The sequence below is a fragment of the Streptomyces yangpuensis genome, from assembly GCF_024666385.1.
GTDB classification, from domain to species: domain Bacteria; phylum Actinomycetota; class Actinomycetes; order Streptomycetales; family Streptomycetaceae; genus Streptomyces; species Streptomyces yangpuensis.
Genome location: NZ_CP102514.1, coordinates 2,748,190 through 2,768,960, shown reverse-complemented (window position 1 = coordinate 2,768,960; position 20,771 = coordinate 2,748,190). Strand labels below are relative to the sequence as shown.

At 72.1% G+C, this 20,771-nt stretch carries 19 protein-coding genes, 1 tRNA gene and 1 pseudogene; 10 read left to right on the top strand and 11 right to left on the bottom strand.

The genetic code is table 11. The annotated features are described in order from the left end of the window. Positions 1–8: 8 nt before the first annotated feature. The gene (locus tag NRK68_RS12610) at positions 9–767 is read right to left on the bottom strand and encodes an IclR family transcriptional regulator (protein ID WP_046774782.1); all 759 of its coding nucleotides are present in this window, start codon (positions 765–767) and stop codon (positions 9–11) included. Between the two features lie 250 nt (positions 768–1,017). Here NRK68_RS12610 and NRK68_RS12605 point away from each other — a divergent pair, with 250 nt between their 5' ends. The 4 genes from NRK68_RS12605 (at position 1,018) to NRK68_RS12590 (ending at position 5,414) form a co-directional block, all read left to right on the top strand. Beyond that, positions 1,018–2,241 carry an LLM class flavin-dependent oxidoreductase gene (locus NRK68_RS12605; RefSeq protein ID WP_183065523.1) on the top strand — a complete coding sequence of 408 codons (1,224 nt, stop codon included), beginning with the start codon at positions 1,018–1,020 and terminating at the stop codon, positions 2,239–2,241. 255 nt (positions 2,242–2,496) lie between these two features. Then, positions 2,497–4,188, top strand: a complete 1,692-nt coding sequence (locus NRK68_RS12600; protein ID WP_183065522.1) for a glycosyl hydrolase family 18 protein — start codon at positions 2,497–2,499, stop codon at positions 4,186–4,188. Positions 4,189–4,345: 157 nt separating this feature from the next. Continuing rightward, entirely contained in the window at positions 4,346–5,194 is an 849-nt protein-coding gene (locus NRK68_RS12595; RefSeq protein ID WP_257855801.1) for a helix-turn-helix domain-containing protein, read from the top strand. Next, entirely contained in the window at positions 5,181–5,414 is a 234-nt protein-coding gene (locus tag NRK68_RS12590) for a DUF397 domain-containing protein (RefSeq protein WP_310941861.1), read from the top strand. Before NRK68_RS12595 ends, NRK68_RS12590 begins: the two co-directional genes overlap by 14 nt. A 1-nt stretch (position 5,415) precedes the next feature. Here the strand turns inward: NRK68_RS12590 and NRK68_RS12585 are convergent, their stop codons facing one another. Next, a complete protein-coding gene (locus NRK68_RS12585; RefSeq protein ID WP_257855799.1) occupies positions 5,416–6,402 on the bottom strand; it encodes a LuxR C-terminal-related transcriptional regulator in 987 nt (328 codons plus the stop codon). A 277-nt stretch (positions 6,403–6,679) separates the two neighbouring features. On the opposite strand from NRK68_RS12585, the gene NRK68_RS12580 reads away from it, so the two are divergent. From NRK68_RS12580 to NRK68_RS12565, 4 genes are all read left to right on the top strand, one after another. Next, complete coding sequence (locus NRK68_RS12580) at positions 6,680–6,853, top strand: hypothetical protein (protein ID WP_183065518.1); 174 nt, start codon at positions 6,680–6,682, stop codon at positions 6,851–6,853. An 8-nt stretch (positions 6,854–6,861) separates the two neighbouring features. Continuing rightward, on the top strand, positions 6,862–7,137 hold the full coding sequence (locus NRK68_RS12575) for a hypothetical protein (RefSeq protein WP_257855798.1): 276 nt from the start codon (positions 6,862–6,864) through the stop codon (positions 7,135–7,137). Between the two features lie 21 nt (positions 7,138–7,158). After that, the gene (locus NRK68_RS12570) at positions 7,159–8,364 is read left to right on the top strand and encodes an aggregation-promoting factor C-terminal-like domain-containing protein (RefSeq protein WP_257855797.1); all 1,206 of its coding nucleotides are present in this window, start codon (positions 7,159–7,161) and stop codon (positions 8,362–8,364) included. Positions 8,365–8,450: 86 nt separating this feature from the next. After that, a complete protein-coding gene (locus NRK68_RS12565) occupies positions 8,451–9,761 on the top strand; it encodes an NlpC/P60 family protein (RefSeq protein WP_183065516.1) in 1,311 nt (436 codons plus the stop codon). A 64-nt stretch (positions 9,762–9,825) separates the two neighbouring features. Here the strand turns inward: NRK68_RS12565 and NRK68_RS12560 are convergent, their stop codons facing one another. Next, positions 9,826–10,386, bottom strand: coding sequence for an ALF repeat-containing protein (locus NRK68_RS12560; RefSeq protein ID WP_257855796.1), 561 nt, complete (start codon positions 10,384–10,386; stop codon positions 9,826–9,828). A gap of 130 nt (positions 10,387–10,516) precedes the next feature. After that, entirely contained in the window at positions 10,517–12,403 is a 1,887-nt protein-coding gene (locus NRK68_RS12555) for a putative bifunctional diguanylate cyclase/phosphodiesterase (RefSeq protein WP_373023518.1), read from the bottom strand. Positions 12,404–12,748: 345 nt separating this feature from the next. On the opposite strand from NRK68_RS12555, the gene NRK68_RS12550 reads away from it, so the two are divergent. Then, positions 12,749–13,984, top strand: a complete 1,236-nt coding sequence (locus tag NRK68_RS12550; protein ID WP_183065513.1) for a M6 family metalloprotease domain-containing protein — start codon at positions 12,749–12,751, stop codon at positions 13,982–13,984. 58 nt (positions 13,985–14,042) lie between these two features. On the opposite strand, the gene NRK68_RS12545 is transcribed toward NRK68_RS12550, so the two are convergent. The 4 genes and pseudogenes from NRK68_RS12545 to NRK68_RS12530 form a co-directional block, all read right to left on the bottom strand. Continuing rightward, positions 14,043–14,116: transfer RNA gene (locus tag NRK68_RS12545), tRNA-Lys, on the bottom strand. Beyond that, a pseudogene (locus NRK68_RS12540) lies at positions 14,107–14,731 on the bottom strand (bifunctional DNA primase/polymerase). The gene NRK68_RS12545 and the pseudogene NRK68_RS12540 overlap by 10 nt, the downstream one beginning before the upstream one ends. Before the next feature lie 120 nt (positions 14,732–14,851). Beyond that, the gene (locus tag NRK68_RS12535; RefSeq protein WP_030964132.1) at positions 14,852–15,196 is read right to left on the bottom strand and encodes a DUF8844 domain-containing protein; all 345 of its coding nucleotides are present in this window, start codon (positions 15,194–15,196) and stop codon (positions 14,852–14,854) included. Between the two features lie 203 nt (positions 15,197–15,399). After that, on the bottom strand, positions 15,400–15,987 hold the full coding sequence (locus NRK68_RS12530) for an NADPH-dependent FMN reductase (RefSeq protein ID WP_183065512.1): 588 nt from the start codon (positions 15,985–15,987) through the stop codon (positions 15,400–15,402). A 114-nt stretch (positions 15,988–16,101) separates the two neighbouring features. On the opposite strand from NRK68_RS12530, the gene NRK68_RS12525 reads away from it, so the two are divergent. Then, complete coding sequence (locus NRK68_RS12525; RefSeq protein WP_183065511.1) at positions 16,102–16,584, top strand: MarR family winged helix-turn-helix transcriptional regulator; 483 nt, start codon at positions 16,102–16,104, stop codon at positions 16,582–16,584. A 31-nt stretch (positions 16,585–16,615) separates the two neighbouring features. On the opposite strand, the gene NRK68_RS12520 is transcribed toward NRK68_RS12525, so the two are convergent. The 3 genes from NRK68_RS12520 to NRK68_RS12510 are packed head-to-tail and all read right to left on the bottom strand — an operon-like array spanning position 16,616 to position 20,702. Continuing rightward, positions 16,616–17,956 (bottom strand): AAA domain-containing protein, encoded by a 1,341-nt coding sequence (locus NRK68_RS12520; RefSeq protein ID WP_183065510.1) that lies wholly within the window; start codon positions 17,954–17,956, stop codon positions 16,616–16,618. Between the two features lie 5 nt (positions 17,957–17,961). Then, a complete protein-coding gene (locus NRK68_RS12515; protein WP_257855794.1) occupies positions 17,962–19,545 on the bottom strand; it encodes a hypothetical protein in 1,584 nt (527 codons plus the stop codon). Next, positions 19,533–20,702: a hypothetical protein gene (locus NRK68_RS12510; RefSeq protein ID WP_257855793.1), complete on the bottom strand. Its 1,170-nt coding sequence runs from the start codon at positions 20,700–20,702 to the stop codon at positions 19,533–19,535. Before NRK68_RS12510 ends, NRK68_RS12515 begins: the two co-directional genes overlap by 13 nt. Positions 20,703–20,771 lie beyond the last annotated feature (69 nt).

The following is a 20,771-nucleotide window of genomic DNA, read 5'->3' as shown; positions in this document are numbered from 1 at the left end:
CGAGACCCTCAGAGCGTGAGCGACAGCAGCAGCGGTGCGGCCTTCCGGTTCAGGGTGTCGGCCGCGGCCCGCAGCCGGTGCGCGTGCTCGACCGGCATCGACAGCGCCAGGCAGCCGACCGAGGCGCCCGCCGTGATCGGGACCGCCGCGCAGACCGTGCCCACGGCGTACTCCTGCAGGTCCAGCATGGGGACGGTGGCGGGCTGCGCGTCCAGCTTCGAGAAGAGGATCCGCTCGTTCACGATGGTCTTCGACGTGAGCCGGGCGATCTTGTGCCGGGACAGGTGGTCACGCCGCCCGTTCAGGTCGAGCTGCGTCAGCAGGCACTTGCCGACCGCGCTGGCGTGCGCGGCGGACCGGAAGTCGACCCACTCGTGGACCTTCGGGGTGCGGGGACTGTCCGCGAACTGCGTGATCCTGACCTCGCCGTCCACGTACCGGCTGATGTAGACGGCCGCGCCGACCGAGTCGCGCAGCCGGTCGAGGGTCTCCTGGAGCTTGTCGGTCAGGGCCTGCTGGCGGTCGGTGCCGGACCCGAGCAGGACCAGGGAATCCCCTATGGCATACGCGCCGTCCGCCACCTGCAGGACGTATCCCTCCCGGCGCAGCATGAGCAGCATCGGGGCGAGATGGACTGCGGGCAGGCCGGTCTCACGCGCGATCTGCACCTCGGTCACACCACCGGTGTGCCGTGCGATCGTTTCGAGTACGCGCAGTGCGTACTGCACCGAGTGGAACGGCGCGGTCGGCTCGGGCTTCAGCGCCACGGTTTCCCCCTAGCAGGTTGTTACCGCTTGCCTTACCACGATAGCCATCAAGAGGCCCATGTGGAGCGCCTGTTGGGGAGATTGATGGCTCGATCACATCCGTCTGCCTGTATCTACGCCATTGGCATATGCCACAGGCATGGGCACAGCCGTCCGCACGGGGAATGCCCGGCGCCCCTCCACGGTTCGAGTTCTTCGTACGGTGTCGCACGGGCGTCGTGCGGACGTGGACAACGGGACGGGAGCGACGATGAGTGACACCGGGGACGCGCACGGCGAGGTAAACGGCGCGGCGGACGGACTGCCCGACGGCGGCGCCGGCGACCGGGCCGGTGACCGGGCGGGTGAGCGGGCGGGTGAGCGGGCGGGTGACCGGGCGGGCGGCGCGCCCGGGGACCGCAACGGCATACGGGGCACCGCCCTCGGCCGGGCGCCCGTACCGCTCTCCGTCCTGGACCTCGTCACCGTCGGCGCCGGCAGCACCGCGCACGACTCCCTGCGCACCAGTGTGGCCATCGCCCGCCTGGCCGAATCCCGCGGCTACCACCGCCACTGGGTCGCCGAGCACCACTCCATGCCCGGCGTCGCCAGCTCCTCCCCGGCCGTGATCCTGGCCCACCTCGCCGCGCACACCTCCCGCATCCGGCTCGGATCCGGCGGCGTGATGCTGCCCAACCACGCCCCGCTCGCCGTCGCCGAGCAGTTCGGCACCCTGGAGGCGCTCGCCCCGGGCCGGATCGACCTCGGTCTCGGCCGGGCGCCCGGCACCGACGGCCGCACCGCCGCCGCACTGCGCGGGCCCGGCCGCCTCGAAGAGGGCGCGGACGACTTCCCGCGCCGGCTCACGGAGCTCACCCGCTTCCTCGACGACGACTTCCCCGAAGGGCACCCCTACGCCCGTGTGCACGCCGTACCGGGTCCGGTGCAGGGCCCGGCCGGGCGGCCGCCGCTGTGGCTGCTCGGCTCCTCCGGCTTCAGCGCGCGGCTCGCCGGCGAGCTCGGCCTGCCCTTCGCCTACGCCCACCACTTCTCCGCGGCCGGCACCCTGCCCGCGCTCGACCTCTACCGCAGCAGCTTCCGGCCCTCGGCCGTCCTGGACGCCCCCTACGCCGTCATCGGGGTCTCGGCGCTCGCCGCCGACACCGACGCCGAGGCCCGCGCCCAGGTGGCCACGGGCGCACTGTCGATGCTGCGGCTGCGCACCGGACGCCCGGGGCTGGTGCCCACGCCCGAGGAGGCGGCGGCGTACCCCTACACCGCGCTGGAGCGGGAGTTCGTCGACGGCTGGCTCGCCAACATCGTCCACGGCACCCCCGACGCGGTCGCCGACGGGCTCGACGCCCTTGCCAAGCGCACCGGCGCGGACGAGCTGATGCTGACCGCCAACGCCCACAGCGGTGCCGCCCGGCTGCGTTCGTACGGACTGATCGCAGATGCGTACGGCATGCCGGCGGAGGCGCCCGCGGCCAACTGAACGCGCGATATCGGGGTTTGGCTGGTTCATTGCCAAAACCTTGCGGGAGCGTGTCTCAAGGGAACCTTAAACCGCTCGTCACCCGGGGTGGCGAGCGGTTTCTGATGTGCGCTCAGGTCTCTGACTTGGGGAAATGGCGCGGGAGTGGTCTAGTCCTTCTTTGGTCCGAACCATTGACGCGGGGCTTGCGTGATCGCTATCACTTCTCTCACCCGAACCTCCCGCTCTCTCCTCCCAGCCCCCCGGAGGCAGTTCATGCACATCCGTAAACCCCTCGTCGCGGCCGCCGCCACGGCCGCGCTGGCAGCCGGAGCGCTTGCCTCCTTCGCAGGCCTCGGCACGGCCCAGGCCGCCGACGCCGCGACCGGAGCGGCGGCGGGCGGCGTCCGTATCGCCTACTACGACCAGTGGAGCGTGTACGGGAACGCCTTCTACCCCAAGCACCTCGACACGCGGGGCATAGCGGGCAAGCTCGACGTGCTGAACTACTCGTTCGGCAACATCCACCCCACCGAGCTCACCTGTTTCGAGGCCAACAAGGCGGCGGGCGACGACAACAACCCCAACGCCGGTGACGGCGCGGGCGACAGCTACGCCGACTATCAGAAGTCCTTCAGCGCGGCCGACAGCGTGGACGGCGTCGCAGACACCTGGAACCAGCCGATCGTGGGCGTCTTCAACCAGTTCAAGGAACTGAAGGCCAAGTACCCCCACCTGAAGATCAACATCTCGCTGGGCGGCTGGACGTACTCCAAGTACTTCCACGACGCGGCCAAGACCGACGCCTCCCGCAAGAAGTTCGTCGCCTCCTGCATCAAGCAGTACATCAAGGGCGACCTCCCGGTGGAGGGCGGCTTCGGCGGCGCCGGCACCGCGGCCGGCATCTTCGACGGCATCGACATCGACTGGGAGTACCCGGGCTCCTCCGGCGGCCACCTGGGCAACCACTACGGCCCCGAGGACAAGCAGAACTTCACGCTGCTGCTCCAGGAGTTCCGTAAGCAGCTCGACGCCGAGGGCGCGGCCAACGGCGGCAAGAAGTACCTGCTGACCGCGGCCCTCCCGGCCGGCCAGGACAAGATCAAGTACATCGAGACCGACAAGATCGGCCAGTACTTGGACTACGCCAACATCATGACGTACGACATGCACGGCGCCTGGGACGGCGACGGGCCGACGTACCACCAGTCCCCGCTGTACCCGTCCGCGGCCGACCCGACCGACCCGATCGCGCCGGGCACCGAGAAGTACAGCATCGACAACGCCATCGACTCCTGGATCGACGGCAACCCGGCCTACGGCATCGCCGGCGGCTTCCCCGCCAACAAGCTGACCCTGGGCTACGAGTTCTACTACCGCGGCTGGAAGGGCGTCCCGGCCGGCACCACCAACGGCCTCGCCCAGACCGCGACCGGCGGCTCCGCCGCGCGTCCGCTCAGCCAGCAGGCGGGCATCGCGCACTACAAGGAGCTCGGCGGCATCGTCGACAACGCGGCGACCACCTTCTGGGACGACCAGTCGAAGTCCTCGTACTTCTACAAGGACGGCGAGTTCTTCACCGGCCTGAACCAGAAGTCCATCCAGGCCCGGGTCGACTACGGCAAGCAGCGCGGCCTGGCGGGCGCGATGATGTACTCCCTGCTCGGCCTGGACAACAACGCCACCCTGCTGGGCCAGATCTCCGACGCCCTGGGCGGCACCACGGTCCCGCCGACCACGCCTCCCACGACGCCGCCGACCACCACCCCGCCCACCACGCCGCCGACGACGACCCCGCCGACCACGGGCTGCGGCTCGACCCCGGCCTACGTCGCGGGCACCATCTACACCGCCGGCAACGAGGTCTCCCACAACGGCCGCAAGTACAAGGCCCAGTGGTGGACGCAGAACGAGACGCCGGGCACCACCGGTGAATGGGGTGTCTGGAAGGACCTCGGCGCCTGCTGATCGCCCCCCACCCCGCGCCGAGCGACGCCCCCGCCCCGCCCCCTCTCCCGGGGTGGGGCGGAGGTGTGTCACATGGTTGCCGGATTCCGGACACCGGCCCGTAGCGGGATCGCTACGCTCGGCCACAAGCCCGTTTCCCGCTTGGGGGTGCCGTCTCATGGTCCTGGCCCGCGACATCGATCCCAGCGCCTCGCCGCTGGACTACTACAGCTACGAGCTGCGCCGGCTGAGAGAGGAAGCGGGCCTGAAGCAGTCGCAGCTCGGCGCGATCATCTTCTGCACGGGCTCCCTGATCGGCATGATCGAGAACGGGCGTCGTGTCCCGACGAGGGATTTCTCGGAACGGGTGGACGCGGCCCTGGGTACGGGTGGCCACTTCTCCCGCCTGGTGGGCCTGGTCCTGCGCAGCGTGCTGCCGACGTGGTTCCAGGCGTACGCCGAGATGGAGGCGCGGGCCACGTTCATCTCCACGTTCCAGGCACAGGTGGTCTACGGACTGCTCCAGACGGAGGCCTACGCGAAGGCCCTGCTGAGCGTGGAGTACACGGGGCGGGTCGACGAGGTCGTGGCGGCACGCATCGATCGGCAGCGCATTCTGGCGCGCGAAGTGCCACCTGTTCTGCTGGTGGTCCTGGACGAGGCGCTGCTGCACCGCAATGTCGGTGGTCGCGAGGTGATGCGGGAGCAACTGGCGCACCTGCTGACGTTCACCGACCGGTCCTGGATCCAGCTGCAGGTGCTGCCCTTCACGGCCGGTGAACACGCCGCCATGACCGGTTCGTTCAACCTGCTGCGTTTCGACGGCGACCCCGACCTCTTCTACACGGAGAGCTACGACTCGGGTCGGATGACGGCCAATCCGCAAGTGATCAGGGAACGTTCCTTCGGATACGCTCGATTGCAAGCCGCAGCTCTCTCACGTGAGGAGTCGGCCCTTCTGATCGCACGCGTAATGGAGGAACGCTATGGGGACAAGTGTGAACGCGCTAAGCGTGCAGTGGCGTAAGTCGTCCTACAGCAGCACCAACGGCGGCGACTGCGTCGAGTGCGCACCCCTCGACGGAGCCGCCTGGCGCAAGGCTTCGTACAGCAGCACCAACGGCGGCGAGTGCGTCGAGGTGGCCGCGCAGCCCTGCCGGGTCGCCGTCCGGGACTCCAAGAAGCCCGGCGGGCCCACCTTCACCGTCGGGGCGGCGGCCTTCGCCGCCTTCGTCCGCAGCCTGTGACCTAGAGCCAGCCCTGCTGGGCCGCCTTGAGGCCCGCCTCGAAGCGGCTCGTGGCGTGGAGGCGTTCCATCAGCGCGGACATCTGCCGCCTGACGGTACGCAGCGACACCCCGAGCCGCTTGCCGGCGGCCTCGTCGGTCATGCCGGAGGCGAGCAGTTTCAGCAGTTCCAGTTCGGCCGCGCTGGGCCGGGAGTCGTCCGTACGGCAGCGGTCCGCGCCCAGCGGCACGGCCGCCTGCCAGGTCTGCTCGAACAGGGTCACCAGGGATGCCACGATCCCCGGCGCGCTCGTGCACAGCGCACCCAGACGGGAATGGGCCGGGTCGATGGGGACGACCGCCACCGTGCGGTCGAAGACCAGCAGGCGCGGCGGGAGCAGCGGGCTCGTCCGGACCTGGCCGCCCTGCTCCGTGAGCCAGCGCGCATAGGCCAGGGTCGCCGGGTCGTTGCGGGCGCTGTCCTGGTAGACCGAGCGCATCTCGATGCCGCGGGCCAGCGCCCGCTCGTCGAGCGGCCGGGAGGACTCCAGACTGGCCTCGGACAGGGCGCCGCCCGGCAGGATCGCCAGGCACTCGCGCTCCAGCCCGTGGGCGAGCTGTTCGAGGCGGCTCTGGATGGCGTCCATCCCGACGAGCCGTTCCGCGCCGTCGACCTCGGTGTTCGGGCGCAGCTCGGCGAACTCGGAGACGACCTGCGCGGCCGCGGCCTTGCTGCGGGCCAGTTCCTCCTGCTGCCGGGCCAGTTCCTCCTCCTGGCGGCGCAGCAACAGCTCCAGGCCCAGCTCCGGGCGGACCGCCCGCAGGGCGCCCGGGCAGTCCCGGGACGGTCTGAGCAGGTCCAGATCGACCAGCCGGTCCAGGCCCTCGCGGACCTGTACCTCGGTGAGACCGAGGCGGGCGGTCAGCTCGGCGACCCCTCCGGACGGGTCGGCCAGCATCCCCCGGTACACGGCTTCCACATCGGCCCCGAGCCCCAGTGCCTGCAGCAAGTCCCCGCCCCCCAGCGCAACTTCGGCCGCCCCGCCGGGCCGCCGCCTCCGCGATCGTAGGCGAAGTCTGGCACCAAAGTGCCAGGCCTTTTGGTGCCAGGCGGAAACCCTTCTGCGCCGCTCGCCGGGACAGCAACATGGTGATCACCGGAACGGCGGGGACGACAGTCCCCGGCTCGGGCCAGAGCCTCAAGGACGATCCGGGACAGCGCGCAGCAGCACACCGCACACCGCACCGTACGGACCGCCACCCAGCACTCGACCTCGGGGGAAAGCCATGTCCCGCACCGCCCGCCTCGCCGCTGTCGCCGCCGCCTTCGCCGCCCTCTGCGCCGCGGCCATGACCGTCACGCCTGGTCCCGAAGGCCACCACATCAGCGCCGCGACCGCCGCCAGCATCAACTGGGACACACCCCCGGTGGACGCCGACGGCAGCATCAACTGGGACTAGCCGGCGGCGTGCGCATCGTCCGGGCCGCTCTCTCCGGCCCGCGCCAGGACCCCGACCGCCCCGGCGGGCTCGCGCTCCTCTCCGACCTGATCTGGGCCCACGCCCAGGCCGCGCACGGCCTCGAACACGTACGGGCCAGGCCCGCTGGCCAAGGCGTCGACCTCTACCTCTTCCTGCGTGCCGTCTCCGAGGCCGCCGCCGTCGACCAGGCCCGCGCGCTCCTCGACGGAGCCCGCGCCCCCTTGCGCGCCCACGGCTACCGCACCGCCGAACCACGCCGCTGACGCCCTCACGAAGGAACACCCGTGACCACCACCCTCCGCCGGGCCGCCCGCACGACCGCGGTCGCCGCCCTGTCCGGCGCCCTCGGAGCCGGCCTGCTCACCGCCGCTGCCGTCGCCGCCGCACCGGCGGCAACCGCCGCGACCACCTGCAGCGGGACCGCCTCCCTCTACGGCGTCCTCCCCGACGGCCGCCTCACCTTCAGCACCATCTCACCGGCCACCGGTGAGCTGAAGAAGGTGCTGGTCGGGGCCGACCTGGGCTTCGAGCCCAGGGCGATGGCCACCCTGAACTTCAACACGATCCTCGTCACGTCGACGACCGGTGCCCTCTACCGCCTCGACGTGCTCACCAACAACACCTCCCTCGTCCTGGAACGCCCGCCCGTCAAGCTCTTCGACAGCGGCTGGACCCACGACAAGCTCACCTACGACGGGCACGGCCACCTCTACGGGACGGCCGGGGGACTGCTGATCCAGTACCTGGTCTCGCAGCCCAAGCCGACCGGCTCGGCCCACATCGGCCAGCGCAGGGAGATCGGCAGCGGCTTCGTCCTGAAGACCCTCACCGCCGCCGGGGACGACCGGCTGCTCGCCACCACCGCGGCCGGCGCCCTCTACTCGTACACGATCGGCAGTGACGGCAGCTGGGACCGCGACGACCTCAAGACCTCGGGCTGGTCGGCCTTCGACCAGGTCGTCTCGCCCGGCGGCGGCCTCTACTACGGCCGGATCGCCACCACCGGCGCCATGTACTGGTACAAGGACGCCGACCCGGCCGACGGCTCCGGCGCCGACATCGCCTACCACAACGACGATCCCGTCAACACCGGCGGCTGGACGCAGCAGTTGCTCTCCGCGCAGCCGGCCACCTTCAGCTGCACCACCACCACGGATCCGCTCGACGGCCGGGACATCCCCGCGGTGAAGGCGGCCGGGCGCGACCTGATGAATCAGCACGACGGCGGCGTCTGGAACAACTCCACCCAGTGGAACTGCCTGGAACAGCTGTGGGACAGGGAGAGCGGCTGGCGCTACTGGGCCGACAACCCCGGCTCCACGGCCTACGGCATCCCCCAGGCCCTGCCCGGCTCCAAGATGGACGCCTTCGGCGACGACTGGCGCACCAACCCCGTCACGCAGATCAAGTGGGGCCTGTCCTACATCGACGGCCGGTACGGCACGCCCTGCGCGGCCTGGAACCACTTCCTGAACAACAACTGGTACTGAGCCGCAGCCTCTCGCCCGCCGCTCCGCCTCCCCCCTCACCCGGCCCGACGCGCGTACGTCCGGGCTGCCCGAAACCGGAGACACCCATGCTCTCGTCGTCCCTCAAGCGCCGCCTCGCCGCCACCCTCGCCGTCGGCGCCACGACCCTCGGCCTGGTCACCGTCACCTCGGCACCCGCCCAGGCCGCCGCCATCTGCGGCGGCAACGTATCCGTCTACGGCACGCTCCCCGACGGCCGCCTCACCTACACGGCGATAGCCCCCAACACCGGAGACCGCGTCAAGACGCTGATCGGCGCGAACCTCGGCTTCACGCCCAAGGCGATGGCCACCCTCAACTTCAACACCGTCCTCGTGACGTCCACGGCCGGTGAGCTGTACCGCGTCGACATCCAGACCAACGACAACGCCCTGGTCCTGGCCGGCGTCACGAAGATCTGGGACGGCGGCTGGACCTTCGACAAGATGACCTACGACGGCGCCGGGCACCTCTACGGCACCGTCGCCGGCCAGCTGCACCGGTACAACGTCTCCCAGGCCAAGCCCAGCGGGCCCGCCCACATCGCCAAGCACGTCGTGATCGACGAGGGTTTCGTCCTGAAGACCCTCGCCGCGGCGGGCGACGACGTCCTCGTCGCCAGCACGGCCGACGGCAGGCTGCTCTCCTACCAGATCAACGGCGTCGGGGACTGGGAGAGCTCCCAGCTCAAGGGCAGCGGCTGGTCTGCGGTCGACAGCCTGGTCTCGCCCGGCGGCGGCCTCTACTACGGCCGGACGAACGGCGGTATGTACTGGTACCACGACGCCGACCCCACCGACGGCAAGGGCGACGACATCGCCTACCACCCCGGTGACCCGGTCGACGCGAGCGGCTGGACCCAGAGCCTGCTCTCCGCCTTCGCGAGCGACTGCACCTACCAGCCGCCGGCCCCGCCCACCCCCACCCCCTCCACCAAGGGCGGCCAGATCGCGCGCAGCGAGATCATGAGCCGCGCCGTGAACTGGCTGAACCGCGACATCCCCTACAGCCAGAGCGCGTACGCCTCCGACCCGGACGGCGACCACACCTACCGCACCGACTGCTCGGGCTTCGTCTCCATGGCGTGGCACGCCTCCACCAGCTACACCACCGCCAGCCTGCCGAGCGTCAGCACCACCATCTCCAAGTCCGACCTGCAGCCCGGTGACGCGCTGAACACCTCGGACGGGCACGTGGTGCTCTTCGAGAAGTGGATCGACAAGGGCGCGGGGAAGTTCTCGTACATCCACGAGTCCAACCCGAACGACGACATGATGCGCGGCCAGGACTACCTGAACGGCGGCAGCGACGGACGCATCGCCGGCCACGCCGCCTCCGGCTACGTCGCCCTGCGCTACGACAAGACCGTCAACGGCTGACCCGCATGTCGGAAGGCCGGACCGTCCCTGGGACGGTCCGGCCTTCCGGCGCGGTCGGGGCCGGTCAGACCTGGTACTGGCCGACCGTGACGAAGTACCGCAGCTCCTCCGGGGTGCCGTCGATCGCCTTCTCGGCCGCCGCCCGCAGCGCGTCGCTGATGCCGGGGCGGGCCAGGATCCGGGCGACGGTGACGCGGTCGTCCTCGGCCCGGGCCAGACGCAGGCCGGTCTTCAGGAACGCGGCCCGGTCGGCGGCGGTGCCGCTCAGGGCCTTGTTGGCCTCGCGGATCACGGCGCGACCGCTGGCCGGGTCGGCCAGAAGCCTGGCGATCGCGAAGGTGTTGTCCTCGTCCTGGGCCGTGGCGTAGCCGGTGGCCAGGAACGCGACGCGGTCCTCCGGGGTCCCGTCGAGGGCCTTGTTGGCCTCGCGGATCACGGCCTTGCCGCTGGCCGGGTCGGCGAGGATCCTGGCGATGGCGAAAGCGTTGTCCGTGTCGGAGTCCACCGTGCTCGCCGCCGTCGGCGCCGTGACCGGCGCGGCGGAGGCGAGGGACGGGGTGGCGAGCAGCAGGGCCGGCGCGAGCGCGACGGCGGTCAGGGCGAGCGCGGCTCGGTTCGTCTTCATGGTTCCCCCTCGGTCGAAAAGCTGTCCGTTTCCCGACAGCCAGGCGATCTTCACAAGAGGGTCGAGGGTGGGGCAACTGCCCACGGGGACAGGCCGTTCGGTTCCACCCCCGGGCCAATCTCACACTCGGTCAGACCAGCGGGTGCTGGGCCGGTTCGTCGGGTAGAGGGGCGGCCGCCGGCTCCACGCGGCGCCCGATCATGCGGGCGATCACGTCCGGGCCCACGGCGCGGGAGTACAGCCAGCCCTGGCCCGTGTCGCAGCCGACGCGCCGCAGCCGGGCCGCCTGCCCGGCCGTCTCCACGCATTCCGCGGTCACGGTGAGGCCGAGCCGGTGTGCGAGCTGCACCAGGGCCTCCACGATGGTCTCGTCGGCCGGGTTCGGGTGCGCGCCCTCGTCGTAGCGGAAGCCCCGGACGAACGAGCCGTCCAGCTTCAGCACCGAGACCGGCAGCCGGCTGAGGTAGGCCAGGTTCGAATAGCCGGTGCCGAAGTCGTCGATGGCGATCCGGACGCCCATGTCGCTCAGCGCCTGCAGAGCCTGCAGCGGTCTGCCGGCCGAGCCCATCACCGCCGACTCGGTCAGCTCCAGCTGCAGCAGCTGCGGCGCCAGGCCCGTCTCGGCGAGGATCTCCGCGACATCGCCCACCAGGTCGGAGTCCCACACCTGCCGGACGGCGACGTTGACGGACACGAAGACCGGGGTGTCGCTGGGCTGTTCGATCTGCCAGCGCCGCGCCTGCCGGCACGCCGTCCGCAGCACCCACTGCCCCAGCTGGACGATGGAGCCGTCCTCCTCGGCGATGCCGATGAACCGATTCGGCGTGAGCGTGCCGAACTGCGGGTGGTTCCAGCGCACCAGCGCCTCGACCCCGCGCAGCGCGCCGCTCTCCAGGTCCACCAGTGGCTGGTACTCCAGCGCGAACTCGCCCCGCTCCACGGCCGGCCGCAGCGTCGAGGACAGCGCCTGCCGGGTCATGCGGTGCGCGTTGCGTTCCGGGTCGAAGAGGGTCCAGCGGGCCTTGCCGTCCGCCTTGGCCCAGTACAGGGTGGTGTCGGCGGCCTGCATCAGCCCGGTCGCCGAGGTCCCGTCCGTGGCCCGCTCCACCACGCCGATGGACGCGGAGACCGACAGCCGCTGCCCGGCCAGGTCGAACGGCTCCTGCACGGCGGCCAGGACGCTGCGGGCCAGGTCCGCGAGCTGTTCGGTACCGGTGGAGTCCTCCACGAGCAGGGCGAACTCGTCGCCGCCGAGCCGTGCGACCAGGTGCCCACCCCGGCGCCCGTACCCGGACTGGTCGGCGCACTGCGTCAGCCGGGAGGCGACGGCCGTCAGCAGCCGGTCGCCGACGCGGTGTCCGAGGGTGTCGTTGACGGCCTTGAAGCCGTCGAGGTCCAGGTAGCACAGGCCGATCCGGCCGGTGCCGCCGCCGTGGTCGTACGAGGACGCCTCCAGGGCGGCGGAGAGCCGCTCGAAGAACAGCGCCCGGTTGGGCAGCCGCGTGACCGGGTCGTGCATCTGGAGGTGCCGCAGCCGGGCCTGGAGGTCGCGCCGGTCGCTGATGTCGGAGACGGACAGCAGGACGTTCCCGGTGCCCGGCACCGGCCCCAGGGTGACCTCGGTCCACAGCGAGTGCCCGTCGGGGTGCTTGAGGCGGCGGGTGCAACGCAGCCGGGCCTGCCGTCCGCGCAGGACCTCCTGGTACGCGGCCCAGGTGCGGGCCTCCGCCGCCAGGTCCACCAGGTCGGCGGCGCAGCGGTGGACGAGGGCGTGCGGTTCGCTGCCCAGCAGGCCGGCGAATGCCTGATTGGCCGTGACGACGTAGCCTTCGCGGTCCACGACCGCCATGGCGAGGTGTGCCGCGTTGAAGGCGGCCCGGTAGTCGCGCAGCTCGGACTCGGCGCGATGGGACACCGGCGGCACCGACGGCACCGACGGCACTGTCCGGTGACGCTCCGTAATGGCCGATCGGATGCTGTCGGCCGCCGAACCGGTTCCTTCTGAGGTTCCGCTCACCGTTGGCCCCGCAGTGTTCGTGAGTGTCCGTGCAGGAAAGTGTGCCGATCATAGAGGCTGTCGGGAGGCCCTATCCAGCGGCGTCACCGGTTGAGACGCGGAGGTTCGGCGTGATGACGGATCGTCGGACCAAGATCGCGTGATCGTTTCTGCGCGGCTCTGAACGGGACGCGGCCCCCGCTGATCCCGGGTGATCGGTCGTGACGTTCTGTAGGCAACCGCGTGAACCTCGGGGGTCACCGGCTTGCCGCACCCCTCACTCGTGTGGGGCAGCGGAACAGGGCGTTAGTAAGACAATCGCCTCAAGGTGGCTAAACAGGAACGAATCCACCACCGGAGGTCGATGTGACGCGACAGCAGACACCCGGGGGAGTGGACCGCTCTCGCGTCCGAAGTACCGCCGCGGCACTCACCTCCCTGACGGCGCTCGCCGCCATGTCGCTCGTCGCGGGTCCCGCGGTGGCCGACTCCGGCGCCGGGCCCTGCGCCCTGACCCGTACGGCGGCGCACCACTCGCTCGGGCTGGACACCTGGAACGGCGCCTACCCCAAGCCGGAGCGCACACTCGACGCGGTCATGGTCTTCCTCTCCTTCCCCGACCACACCGGCACCCTGACCCCCGAACTCCTCACCCGCGACTACTTCCCCGCCACCAGCGACTTCTTCGAGCAGGCCTCCTACGGGCGGTTCCGCCTGGTCCCGCACCCGCAGAAGCAGTGGATCCGGATGCCCAAGCCGTCCACCGCGTACGGGATAAAGCGCGACTGGGCCCCCGGCGACCGGGCCGCCTACCTGCGGGACGCGGTCGCCGCGGCCGACGCCCGGGTGGACTTCGGCAAGTACGACGTCGTCTACTTCGTCGCCGACCCGGACGCGCCCGGGGTCGACTCCGACGCCACGAAGGTCGTGAACTTCGACCGCCCGATCATCGCCGACGGCGCGGAACTGCGGCGGATCGTCACCGTCTTCGAGCGCCACCCGCCGGACCGCAACGTGCTGGCCCACGAAACCGGGCACGTCTTCGACCTGCCCGACCTCTACCACCGGCCCACGGACGGCAAGGGCGACTGGGACACCTACGTCGGGGACTGGGACGTCATGGGCAGCCAGTTCGGGATGTCCCCGGACCTCTTCGCCTGGCACAAGTGGAAGCTGGGCTGGCTGGACGCCTCCCAGGTGGACTGCGTGCAGTCGGGCTCGTCGCTGCACACCCTGCAGCCGCTGGGACAGGCCCCGCCGAGCGGCGGCACGGGCGGCACCCGGCTCGCGGTCGTCCGTACGGGCCCCGGCAGCGCGATCGCCGTCGAGGCGCGGGGCTCGTCCGGCAACGACGGCGACACCTGCACCGAAGGCGTACTCGTCTACCGGGTGCGCAACGAGGCGGCCTCGGGCGGCGGCCCCATCGAGGTGCTCGACGCCCACCCGGAAACGGAGGCGTGCTGGGACCGCTCGGTGTACCCGCCGCTGGCGGACGCACCGCTGGAGGTGGGTGAGACGTACACGGTGCCGGGGGAGCGGATCACCATCGAGGTGGCCGACCGCACCCGGTCCGGTGCGTACACGGTGAAGATCACGACGTGACGGTGTGACGGCACACGAAGAAGGCCCCCCACTCGCGTGGGGGGCCTTCTCCCGTCTGTGCGCCGCCAGGGACTCGAACCCCGGACCCGCTGATTAAGAGTCAGCTGCTCTAACCAACTGAGCTAGCGGCGCTTGCTGACGAGGAAGACACTAGCAGGAGGATCGGCGGAACGAAAAATCGATATCCCCAGGTCCCGTCGGTGCGGCGGTACGGGCCGCCCGTACGAAGGCCCAGAGCAGCGCCTCCGGCCCGGGAAGCCAGGGCTCCCGGGCGTCGGGGGCCACGACCCACCGCGACGGGCCGGGGCCGGCGGCGAGCGGCGGCACGGTGACGGCGTCGCCCCGGCCGTGGCACAGGGGCGCCGGGGCGGTGCGCGAGGCCCCCCACTCCTCCCACGCCAGCAGGGCGGGCAGCCGGTGCGCGGTGCCGGGGGCGGCGAAGAGCAGCATCCGGCCGCGGTGCACGGCCACCGGGCCGGAGCCGGGACCCTCGGCCCAGAGCAGGTCCAGGACGCGCCGCCCGAGGACCAGCGGGACGTTGACGACGTCGAACACCTCCCCGCAGGGCAGCGTGGCCGAGAGGCCGGACCGGGCCTCCCACAGCGCGAGCGTGCGCCGGGGGTGCGCGGAGGCCGAGGTCAGCCAGGCGGCTCCCTGCGGGGTGACGTGCGTGGCGGGCGCGGTGCGCGTGTGCTCGCCGCGCGCGTGGAGGGCGGTGCGTCCGTGGGCCGTCGTCAGCGTCGTCATATGCCAAGGTCTACCCGCCGTAGCGATCCGAACCCTCGGAGTTACCGAAAGTCGGGACAGGGTGAGTAGGTCTGGAGTACATTGCCCCCGCATATGCCGGGCTGCCGCTCCGCGCGGCGATCACGCCAGGTCGGCGCGGCCGTGCTGGAGGGTCTCGCCGAATTCGATCATCTTGCGGGCGTAGTCCTCGGTCCACTCGGCCCGTTCGGCGATGGCCGCGGCGGTGAGCCGGTCGAAGCGCCGCGGATCCGCCAGCTGCGCCGCCGCCAGGGCCTGGAACTCCACCGCCCGCTCCTGCGCCGCCCGGAAGGCGAGGGTCAGCTCGGTCGCGCGGGCCAGCAGCTCGCGCGGGTCCTCGATCGATTCCAGGTCGAAGAAGTGCTCCGGATCCGCCACGGCCTCCGAGGGCTCGAAGAGCAGAGGCGCCGGCCGCAGCCGCCGCTCCGTCCGCTCGGGCTCTGCCATCCCTGTCCTCCTGGTGCGCGTGCGAAATCCTTCCGGGCCACCGTCCATTGTCCAATGCCCCGCAAGGGCGCGCCCCGACGGGTGGGAACACCTGTACGGAGAATGGGGCGCGGGAGCGGAGGGGTGGAGCCGGTGGCGGGGGAGTCGCTCTGGTGATCGGCCGTCAGCCCCGTACGGAGTACGACCACCGGCCGGGAGGCCGCTCAGGCGGTGACCGCGACCGCCTGCGCCGCCGGCTCCGCCTCGCGCTGCGCCGCCAGCTCGGCCACGTCGGCCAGTACGGCGGCCAGCTCGGCGGCGAGGGTCTCGGGGGCCTCGAAGCCCTCGGCGCCGATCAGCTTCGGGATGCCCGGGATGGCGACGGAGTGCTCGGCGGGCAGCATGCCGAGGCGGGTCAGGACGGGAAGCAGCATCTCGGCGGCCGGGGCGCCGCCGGTGGGGCCGGCGCTGTAGCTGACGATGCCGACCGGCTTGCCCTTCCACTCGTTGTAGAGGAAGTCGATGGCGTTCTTGAAGGGCGCCGTGAAGCCGCCGTTGTACATCGGCAGCACGAAGAGGAAGGCGTCCGCGGAGTCGACCAGGGCGCTCCAGTCGCGGGTGTGCTGATGGGCGTAGTTCCCGGTGGAGGCGTATTCGGGCTCGTCCAGGAAGGGCAGCGCGATCTCGGCGAGGTCGACGGGGGTGACCTCGAAGCCGCCGTGCTCGCGGGCCCGGCCGGTGACCCACCGGGCGAGCGGGCGGCCGGAGGAGGTGGGGCGGGTGGCGGCGGAGATGACGTGCAGGCGGGTCATGGGGCGGGCTCTCCCGTGGGTGCGGTTGTTGATGTGTCACCTAATGAAAGCGTTATGGGGGTGACGTGTCAACCAGGTAGATGATGTGTCACCGACCTGGTTACAGTGGAAGGCATGACCCCCGCATCCGAACCCCGCTGGCTCACCGAGGCCGAGCAGGACGCCTGGTACGCGTGGCGGCGGATGTTCCCGCTGGTCAATGCGGAGATCGCCCGCGACCTGGGGCAGGACAGCGGGCTCTCCGAAGCCGACTACGACGTCCTGTCCGTGCTCGGCTCCACCGACGGGCACCGCATGCGGATCAGTGCCCTGGCCGAACTGATGCAGTGGTCGCGCAGCAGGCTGTCCCACCAGCTCACGCGCATGGAACAGCGCGGCGTCGTCCGCCGCGAGGACGTCGCGACCGACGGCCGGGGCGCCGAGGTGGTCCTCACCGTGGCCGGGGTGGCCGCGATCACCGACGCCGCCCCGCTCCACGTGGAATCGGTGCGCCGCCACCTCATCGACATCCTGACCCCGCAGCAGCTCCAGGCCCTGGCCGAGGTCGGCGAGGTGCTCCGCCACCACCTGGGGACCCCCCGCAAGGGCCGCCACTGAGCGGAGCCCGGCCCGGCCGCCGAGACACGCCCTACGGCCGCCACGAGACCCGGTGGTTGGACCAGAAATCCCACGTGGACATCATCGCCTCCCAGCCGTCCGGGAACTTCACCGTCACACCCAGCTGCACCGGCTCCGTCGACGGATGGTCGTCCAGCAGCTCCGCTATGCCCGCCCGGGCCACCACCACACAGGCGTGCCGGTGCCGCGAAGCCAGCACGCACAGCCGGCCCGTCTCCAGATGGAAGGCCGTCGCGTCCGGGCGCCCCGACAGCGGATGCAGGACCACCGTCAGGTCGTACTCGCGGCCCTGCAGCCGGTTCGCCGTGTCCACCGTGACCCCCGAGACCCCCAGCGAGGCCAGCGCCGCGCGGACCGCCGCCGCCTGGTCGCGGTGCGCCGTGCCCACCGCGATCCGGTCGGCCGTCAGCGCCACCGGCCCCGAGGACTGCTCGTCGGACGTCACAGCTCCCCGGTCCAGGGCCCGGCGCACCACCAGGGCCACCGCGCCCACCGCCTCCGGATCCGTCCGCGGGGTGTGCCGCGCCGGCAGCTCCAGCAGCCCCCAGCCCGCCTCCGCGGCCTCGTCCAGCACCCGGTCCGGGCCCGACCCGTCCGAGGCCACCCCGTACGAGAGCCTCCGGTCCCCAGGACCCGTACCGCTGCGGAACTGCGTGTACGGGTAGAACGCGCGGGACACCAGCGGCGCCGCCGTCGCCGGCAGCCGCCAGGACACCGGCAGCCGGTGCTGCGGCAGCTGCGGGTTGTGCGCCAGCAGCGTGCTCACCGCCGACGCCGACGGGTCGTACGACAGACCCGCCCACTGCTCCGCGCCGACCACGCTGAACGGGTCCAGCTGCCCCGGGTCGCCCACGAACAGCGCCCGCTCGAACAGCCCCGCCACCGCCAGCAGCGCGTCGGAACGCATCTGGTACGCCTCGTCGACGATCGCGTGGCTCCAGGGCTCGACGTCCTTCACGAACGCCCACTTCGCCGCCGTCGAGATGGTGATCGGCAGCTCCGCGAGATCCCCCGGCTTCGCCGACAGGGTCACCGACGGCAGCTCCCGCAGCGCCGGATCGTAGGAATCCCCCTCGCTGCTGTGCAGCCGGCCGACCCTCAGCTCCGGATCCTTCTCGGCCAGCCGCAGCACCAGGTCGTCGACCTGCGCGTTCGTCTGCGCCACCACCATCAGCCGGCGCCCCGCGGCGGCCAGCTCCCGGGATGCCCGGACCACCAGCGTGGACTTGCCGGCCCCCGGCGGGGAGTCGACGACCACGCCCCGCTCGGTTCCGTACAGGGTGTCGTGCAGGATCGCGGCGGTCGCCCGGGCGGCCGCCGCACCCGGGTCGAAGGCGGCGGGTGCGGACACAGGAGTCAAAGGATGTCCTCATCGGTGACGGCGTCGGGAAGGTGAACGGCGGACCCCGACCCAGGCGGGCCGCCATGGGTCCACGGCGTCCGCTCCGGGTCCGGGAGCTTCGGGCCACCGCGCGCGTCGTGCTCGAACAGCGTCCAGCACACGCGGTCGCCCTTCTCGGGCACGGAACCCGGCTCCGGGTCCCGGCCGCGGCCCATCTTGTCGAGGAGCCGCAGCACCACCTGCCCGTCCTCCTCGACACGGACGAACTGCGCGCTCTGCGGCCGCCCGTCCAGGGAGCGGTACACCTTCACCGCGCCCCCGTCCGCCAGCTGCGGCCGGTCCTCCGTGGACACCGTCACCAGCGGACGCGGACTCGGCCGCTTCGACTCCGTCCACTCCATCACCACCTCGGTGACCTCGCCCGCGAAGGCCTCGCCCGCCAGCCGCCGGCCCGCCATCACGAGCGGGTCGTCCAGCGACTCCTGCGCGTCCAGCCGCACCTGCTCGGTCTCCCGCGTGGCCAGCTTCTGGGCCGCCGTCACCGCGTCGTCACGGCGCGGCTGCGGCGGCTCGCCCGCCCGTACCCGGTCCCGGTGACCCGTGTACGACCAGCGGTCGCGGGTCCAGCGCTCCTGCACCCGCTCGCCCGGCGGCAGCCCGCGGACCAGGTCGATCGCCTCCCACGTCGCCCACCAGGTGCTCGACATCTGGTCCACGACCAGCCGGCGCACGGCCCGTTCCGCCGTCCGCACCTCACGGTCGTCGTCCCCCGGCCCGGCCGCCAGGGCCGCGCGCGCCGCGTCGTAGCGGGCGATGGCCGGCGCCAGCAGCTTGTTGTCGAAGGCCGGATCGGTGGCCGGACCGGCCGGCGGGCACAGCAACTGGCCGTGCACGTCCCGGCCCAGCTCCGCACGCAGAGCCGCCTCCGCCCCCGACCCGCCCCCCGGCGGGGCGATCCAGGCCAGGAGCGCGCCCAGGTGCTGGTCCTCCAGATTGCTCTGGCCCGTCGCCCAGTGCCGCGACAGCAGATCCGTCGCCGACAGCAGCATCGAGGACCCGGGCACCCGCGCGCGCTCACCGAGATGCGTGAACCAGCGGCCCAGCAGCGGCACCCGCGACGGCGCCGGGAAGGGATTGTCCGGATCCTCCTCCGCGGTGCGCCGGAACCTCATCGACCGCCCCAGCAGCCGCACGTACTCGATGCCCGCCCGGCTCGGCACGATCAGCTGCGGGGCGTCCACGCACAGCTCCGTCTCGACCTTGACCCGCTTGCCCGTCTCCGGATCGGTCTCGCTGCGCTCGGCCGGCTCCACCTCGTCGGCGTACGCCTCGATGTGCGCCAGCACGTGCACCGCGAGGTCGGCGAGGAACGCCCAGCGCAGGTCCCGGTCACGGGGCTGGGGTATCACGAAGACGCGCGGATCGTGCCGGTCGGTGCCGACCAGCGCGCCGAGCGGGGCACCGGCCTCACCGGCCGTCGTCAGCGGCACGAGGACCAGCGGCTTCTCGCTCAGATGACGGTGGCGCACCGTCGCGAGCGGCTGGGCGCGGCCCGCGCGGACGGCCTCCAGCCGGGCCAGGGTGCTCAGCAGGGGCATTCGGGGATCTCCGGAACGTGCGGACGGGGACGGGCGGCGGCGGTCTCCAGCGCCTCGGCGCGCAGCCGGGCCGCCCGGTGCAGGGCGGCGGCGGTGGGATCCTCGGCGCATCCGCCGCCGGCGGCCGCCGCGAGGGCCGCCTCGACGGTGGTCAGCGCGCCCAGCTCACCCCGTACGGAACGGCCCAGCGTGGTCACCTCGTCGGCGGCACGGGCCCGCTCCCGGCAGTGGAAGGCCAGCTCGCAGGCGGCCAGGCACTCGGGGGCGTAGGCGGCGTCCACCGCGGAGACCGCCTCGGCCAGCTCCTCGGCGGTCCGCTCCGGGTCAAAGCTGAGCCCCTCGGGCAGCGCGGCGGCCAGCTCCTCCACCCGGGTCAGCTGGTCCAGCTGGCGGCGGGTCACCGAGCGCTCGCGGCGGATGTCGACGGGGGCGGCCGTGGGCAGGTTGGAGAAGTCCTTCGGGCAGACCAGCAGCACGGTGTGCCCGACCTCGGCGCCGGGCAGCTTCCCGGCGGTTCCCTCCAGGGCCAGCACGTAGACGGCGGCCTGCCGGGCCGCCGCGCCGACCTTCGCGGCGTCCGCGGCCGCGTCGATCATGGGGAACGATTTGATCTCCACCACGGTCCAGCGGCCGTCGGGGTGCACGACGACCGCGTCCGGCTCCAGATAGGCCGGGGAACCGGCCACCTCCAGGGCCAGCATCGGGTGGTCCAGCAGCGTCCACTCCTGCGCCGCGGTGGCCTCGCGCAGGGCCAGGGCGGTCCGGGCGGCGCGGCCCTCCGGCCCGGCGGCCGTCAGGTCGGGGACGCGGGCGCCGGCCCCGGGCGGCTCGGCGGCCGGATCCAGATGCCGGTGGACCAGCCGCAGCAGCTCGGCGCCGCCGTCACCCTTCACCTTCGCCTCGAAGGAGTTCCCGCGGACGATGGCGAACTGCGACTGCCCGAAGGCGGCGGGCGAACCGAGGGCCGTTGCCAGGGCGTTCTTGTCCACCCCGGCGCCGTCGAGCAGGGCGCGTCTGCCGCAGCCGGGGTTGGCGGCGAGGGCCGCCAGCGCCCGGGCGTCGAGCGGGCGGGGCTGTACGTCAGGACCTCGCAGGCCGGCGAGCCGCTGCCGCAGCGTGGTCGGCTGCGCGGGGCTGCGGGGCGGGTAAGAGCTCACCCGCGGAAGTGTCCCATCCGCCACTGACAATCGTGTGCGGAGCGCGGAAAAGGGCCGGTGGGAGAGGCG

What these genes read in the sequence shown, in the direction of transcription:
- NRK68_RS12600 (WP_183065522.1), top strand. Translation starts at nt 2,497, where the DNA reads ATGCACATCCGTAAACCCCTCGTCGCGGCCGCCGCCACGGCCGCGCTG.
- NRK68_RS12580 (WP_183065518.1), top strand. Translation starts at nt 6,680, where the DNA reads ATGTCCCGCACCGCCCGCCTCGCCGCTGTCGCCGCCGCCTTCGCCGCC.
- NRK68_RS12595 (WP_257855801.1), top strand. Translation starts at nt 4,346, where the DNA reads ATGGTCCTGGCCCGCGACATCGATCCCAGCGCCTCGCCGCTGGACTAC.
- NRK68_RS12565 (WP_183065516.1), top strand. Translation starts at nt 8,451, where the DNA reads ATGCTCTCGTCGTCCCTCAAGCGCCGCCTCGCCGCCACCCTCGCCGTC.
- NRK68_RS12515 (WP_257855794.1), bottom strand. Translation starts at nt 19,545, where the DNA reads ATGCCCCTGCTGAGCACCCTGGCCCGGCTGGAGGCCGTCCGCGCGGGC.
- NRK68_RS12530 (WP_183065512.1), bottom strand. Translation starts at nt 15,987, where the DNA reads ATGACCCGCCTGCACGTCATCTCCGCCGCCACCCGCCCCACCTCCTCC.
- NRK68_RS12605 (WP_183065523.1), top strand. Translation starts at nt 1,018, where the DNA reads ATGAGTGACACCGGGGACGCGCACGGCGAGGTAAACGGCGCGGCGGAC.
- NRK68_RS12535 (WP_030964132.1), bottom strand. Translation starts at nt 15,196, where the DNA reads ATGGCAGAGCCCGAGCGGACGGAGCGGCGGCTGCGGCCGGCGCCTCTG.
- NRK68_RS12560 (WP_257855796.1), bottom strand. Translation starts at nt 10,386, where the DNA reads ATGAAGACGAACCGAGCCGCGCTCGCCCTGACCGCCGTCGCGCTCGCG.
- NRK68_RS12525 (WP_183065511.1), top strand. Translation starts at nt 16,102, where the DNA reads ATGACCCCCGCATCCGAACCCCGCTGGCTCACCGAGGCCGAGCAGGAC.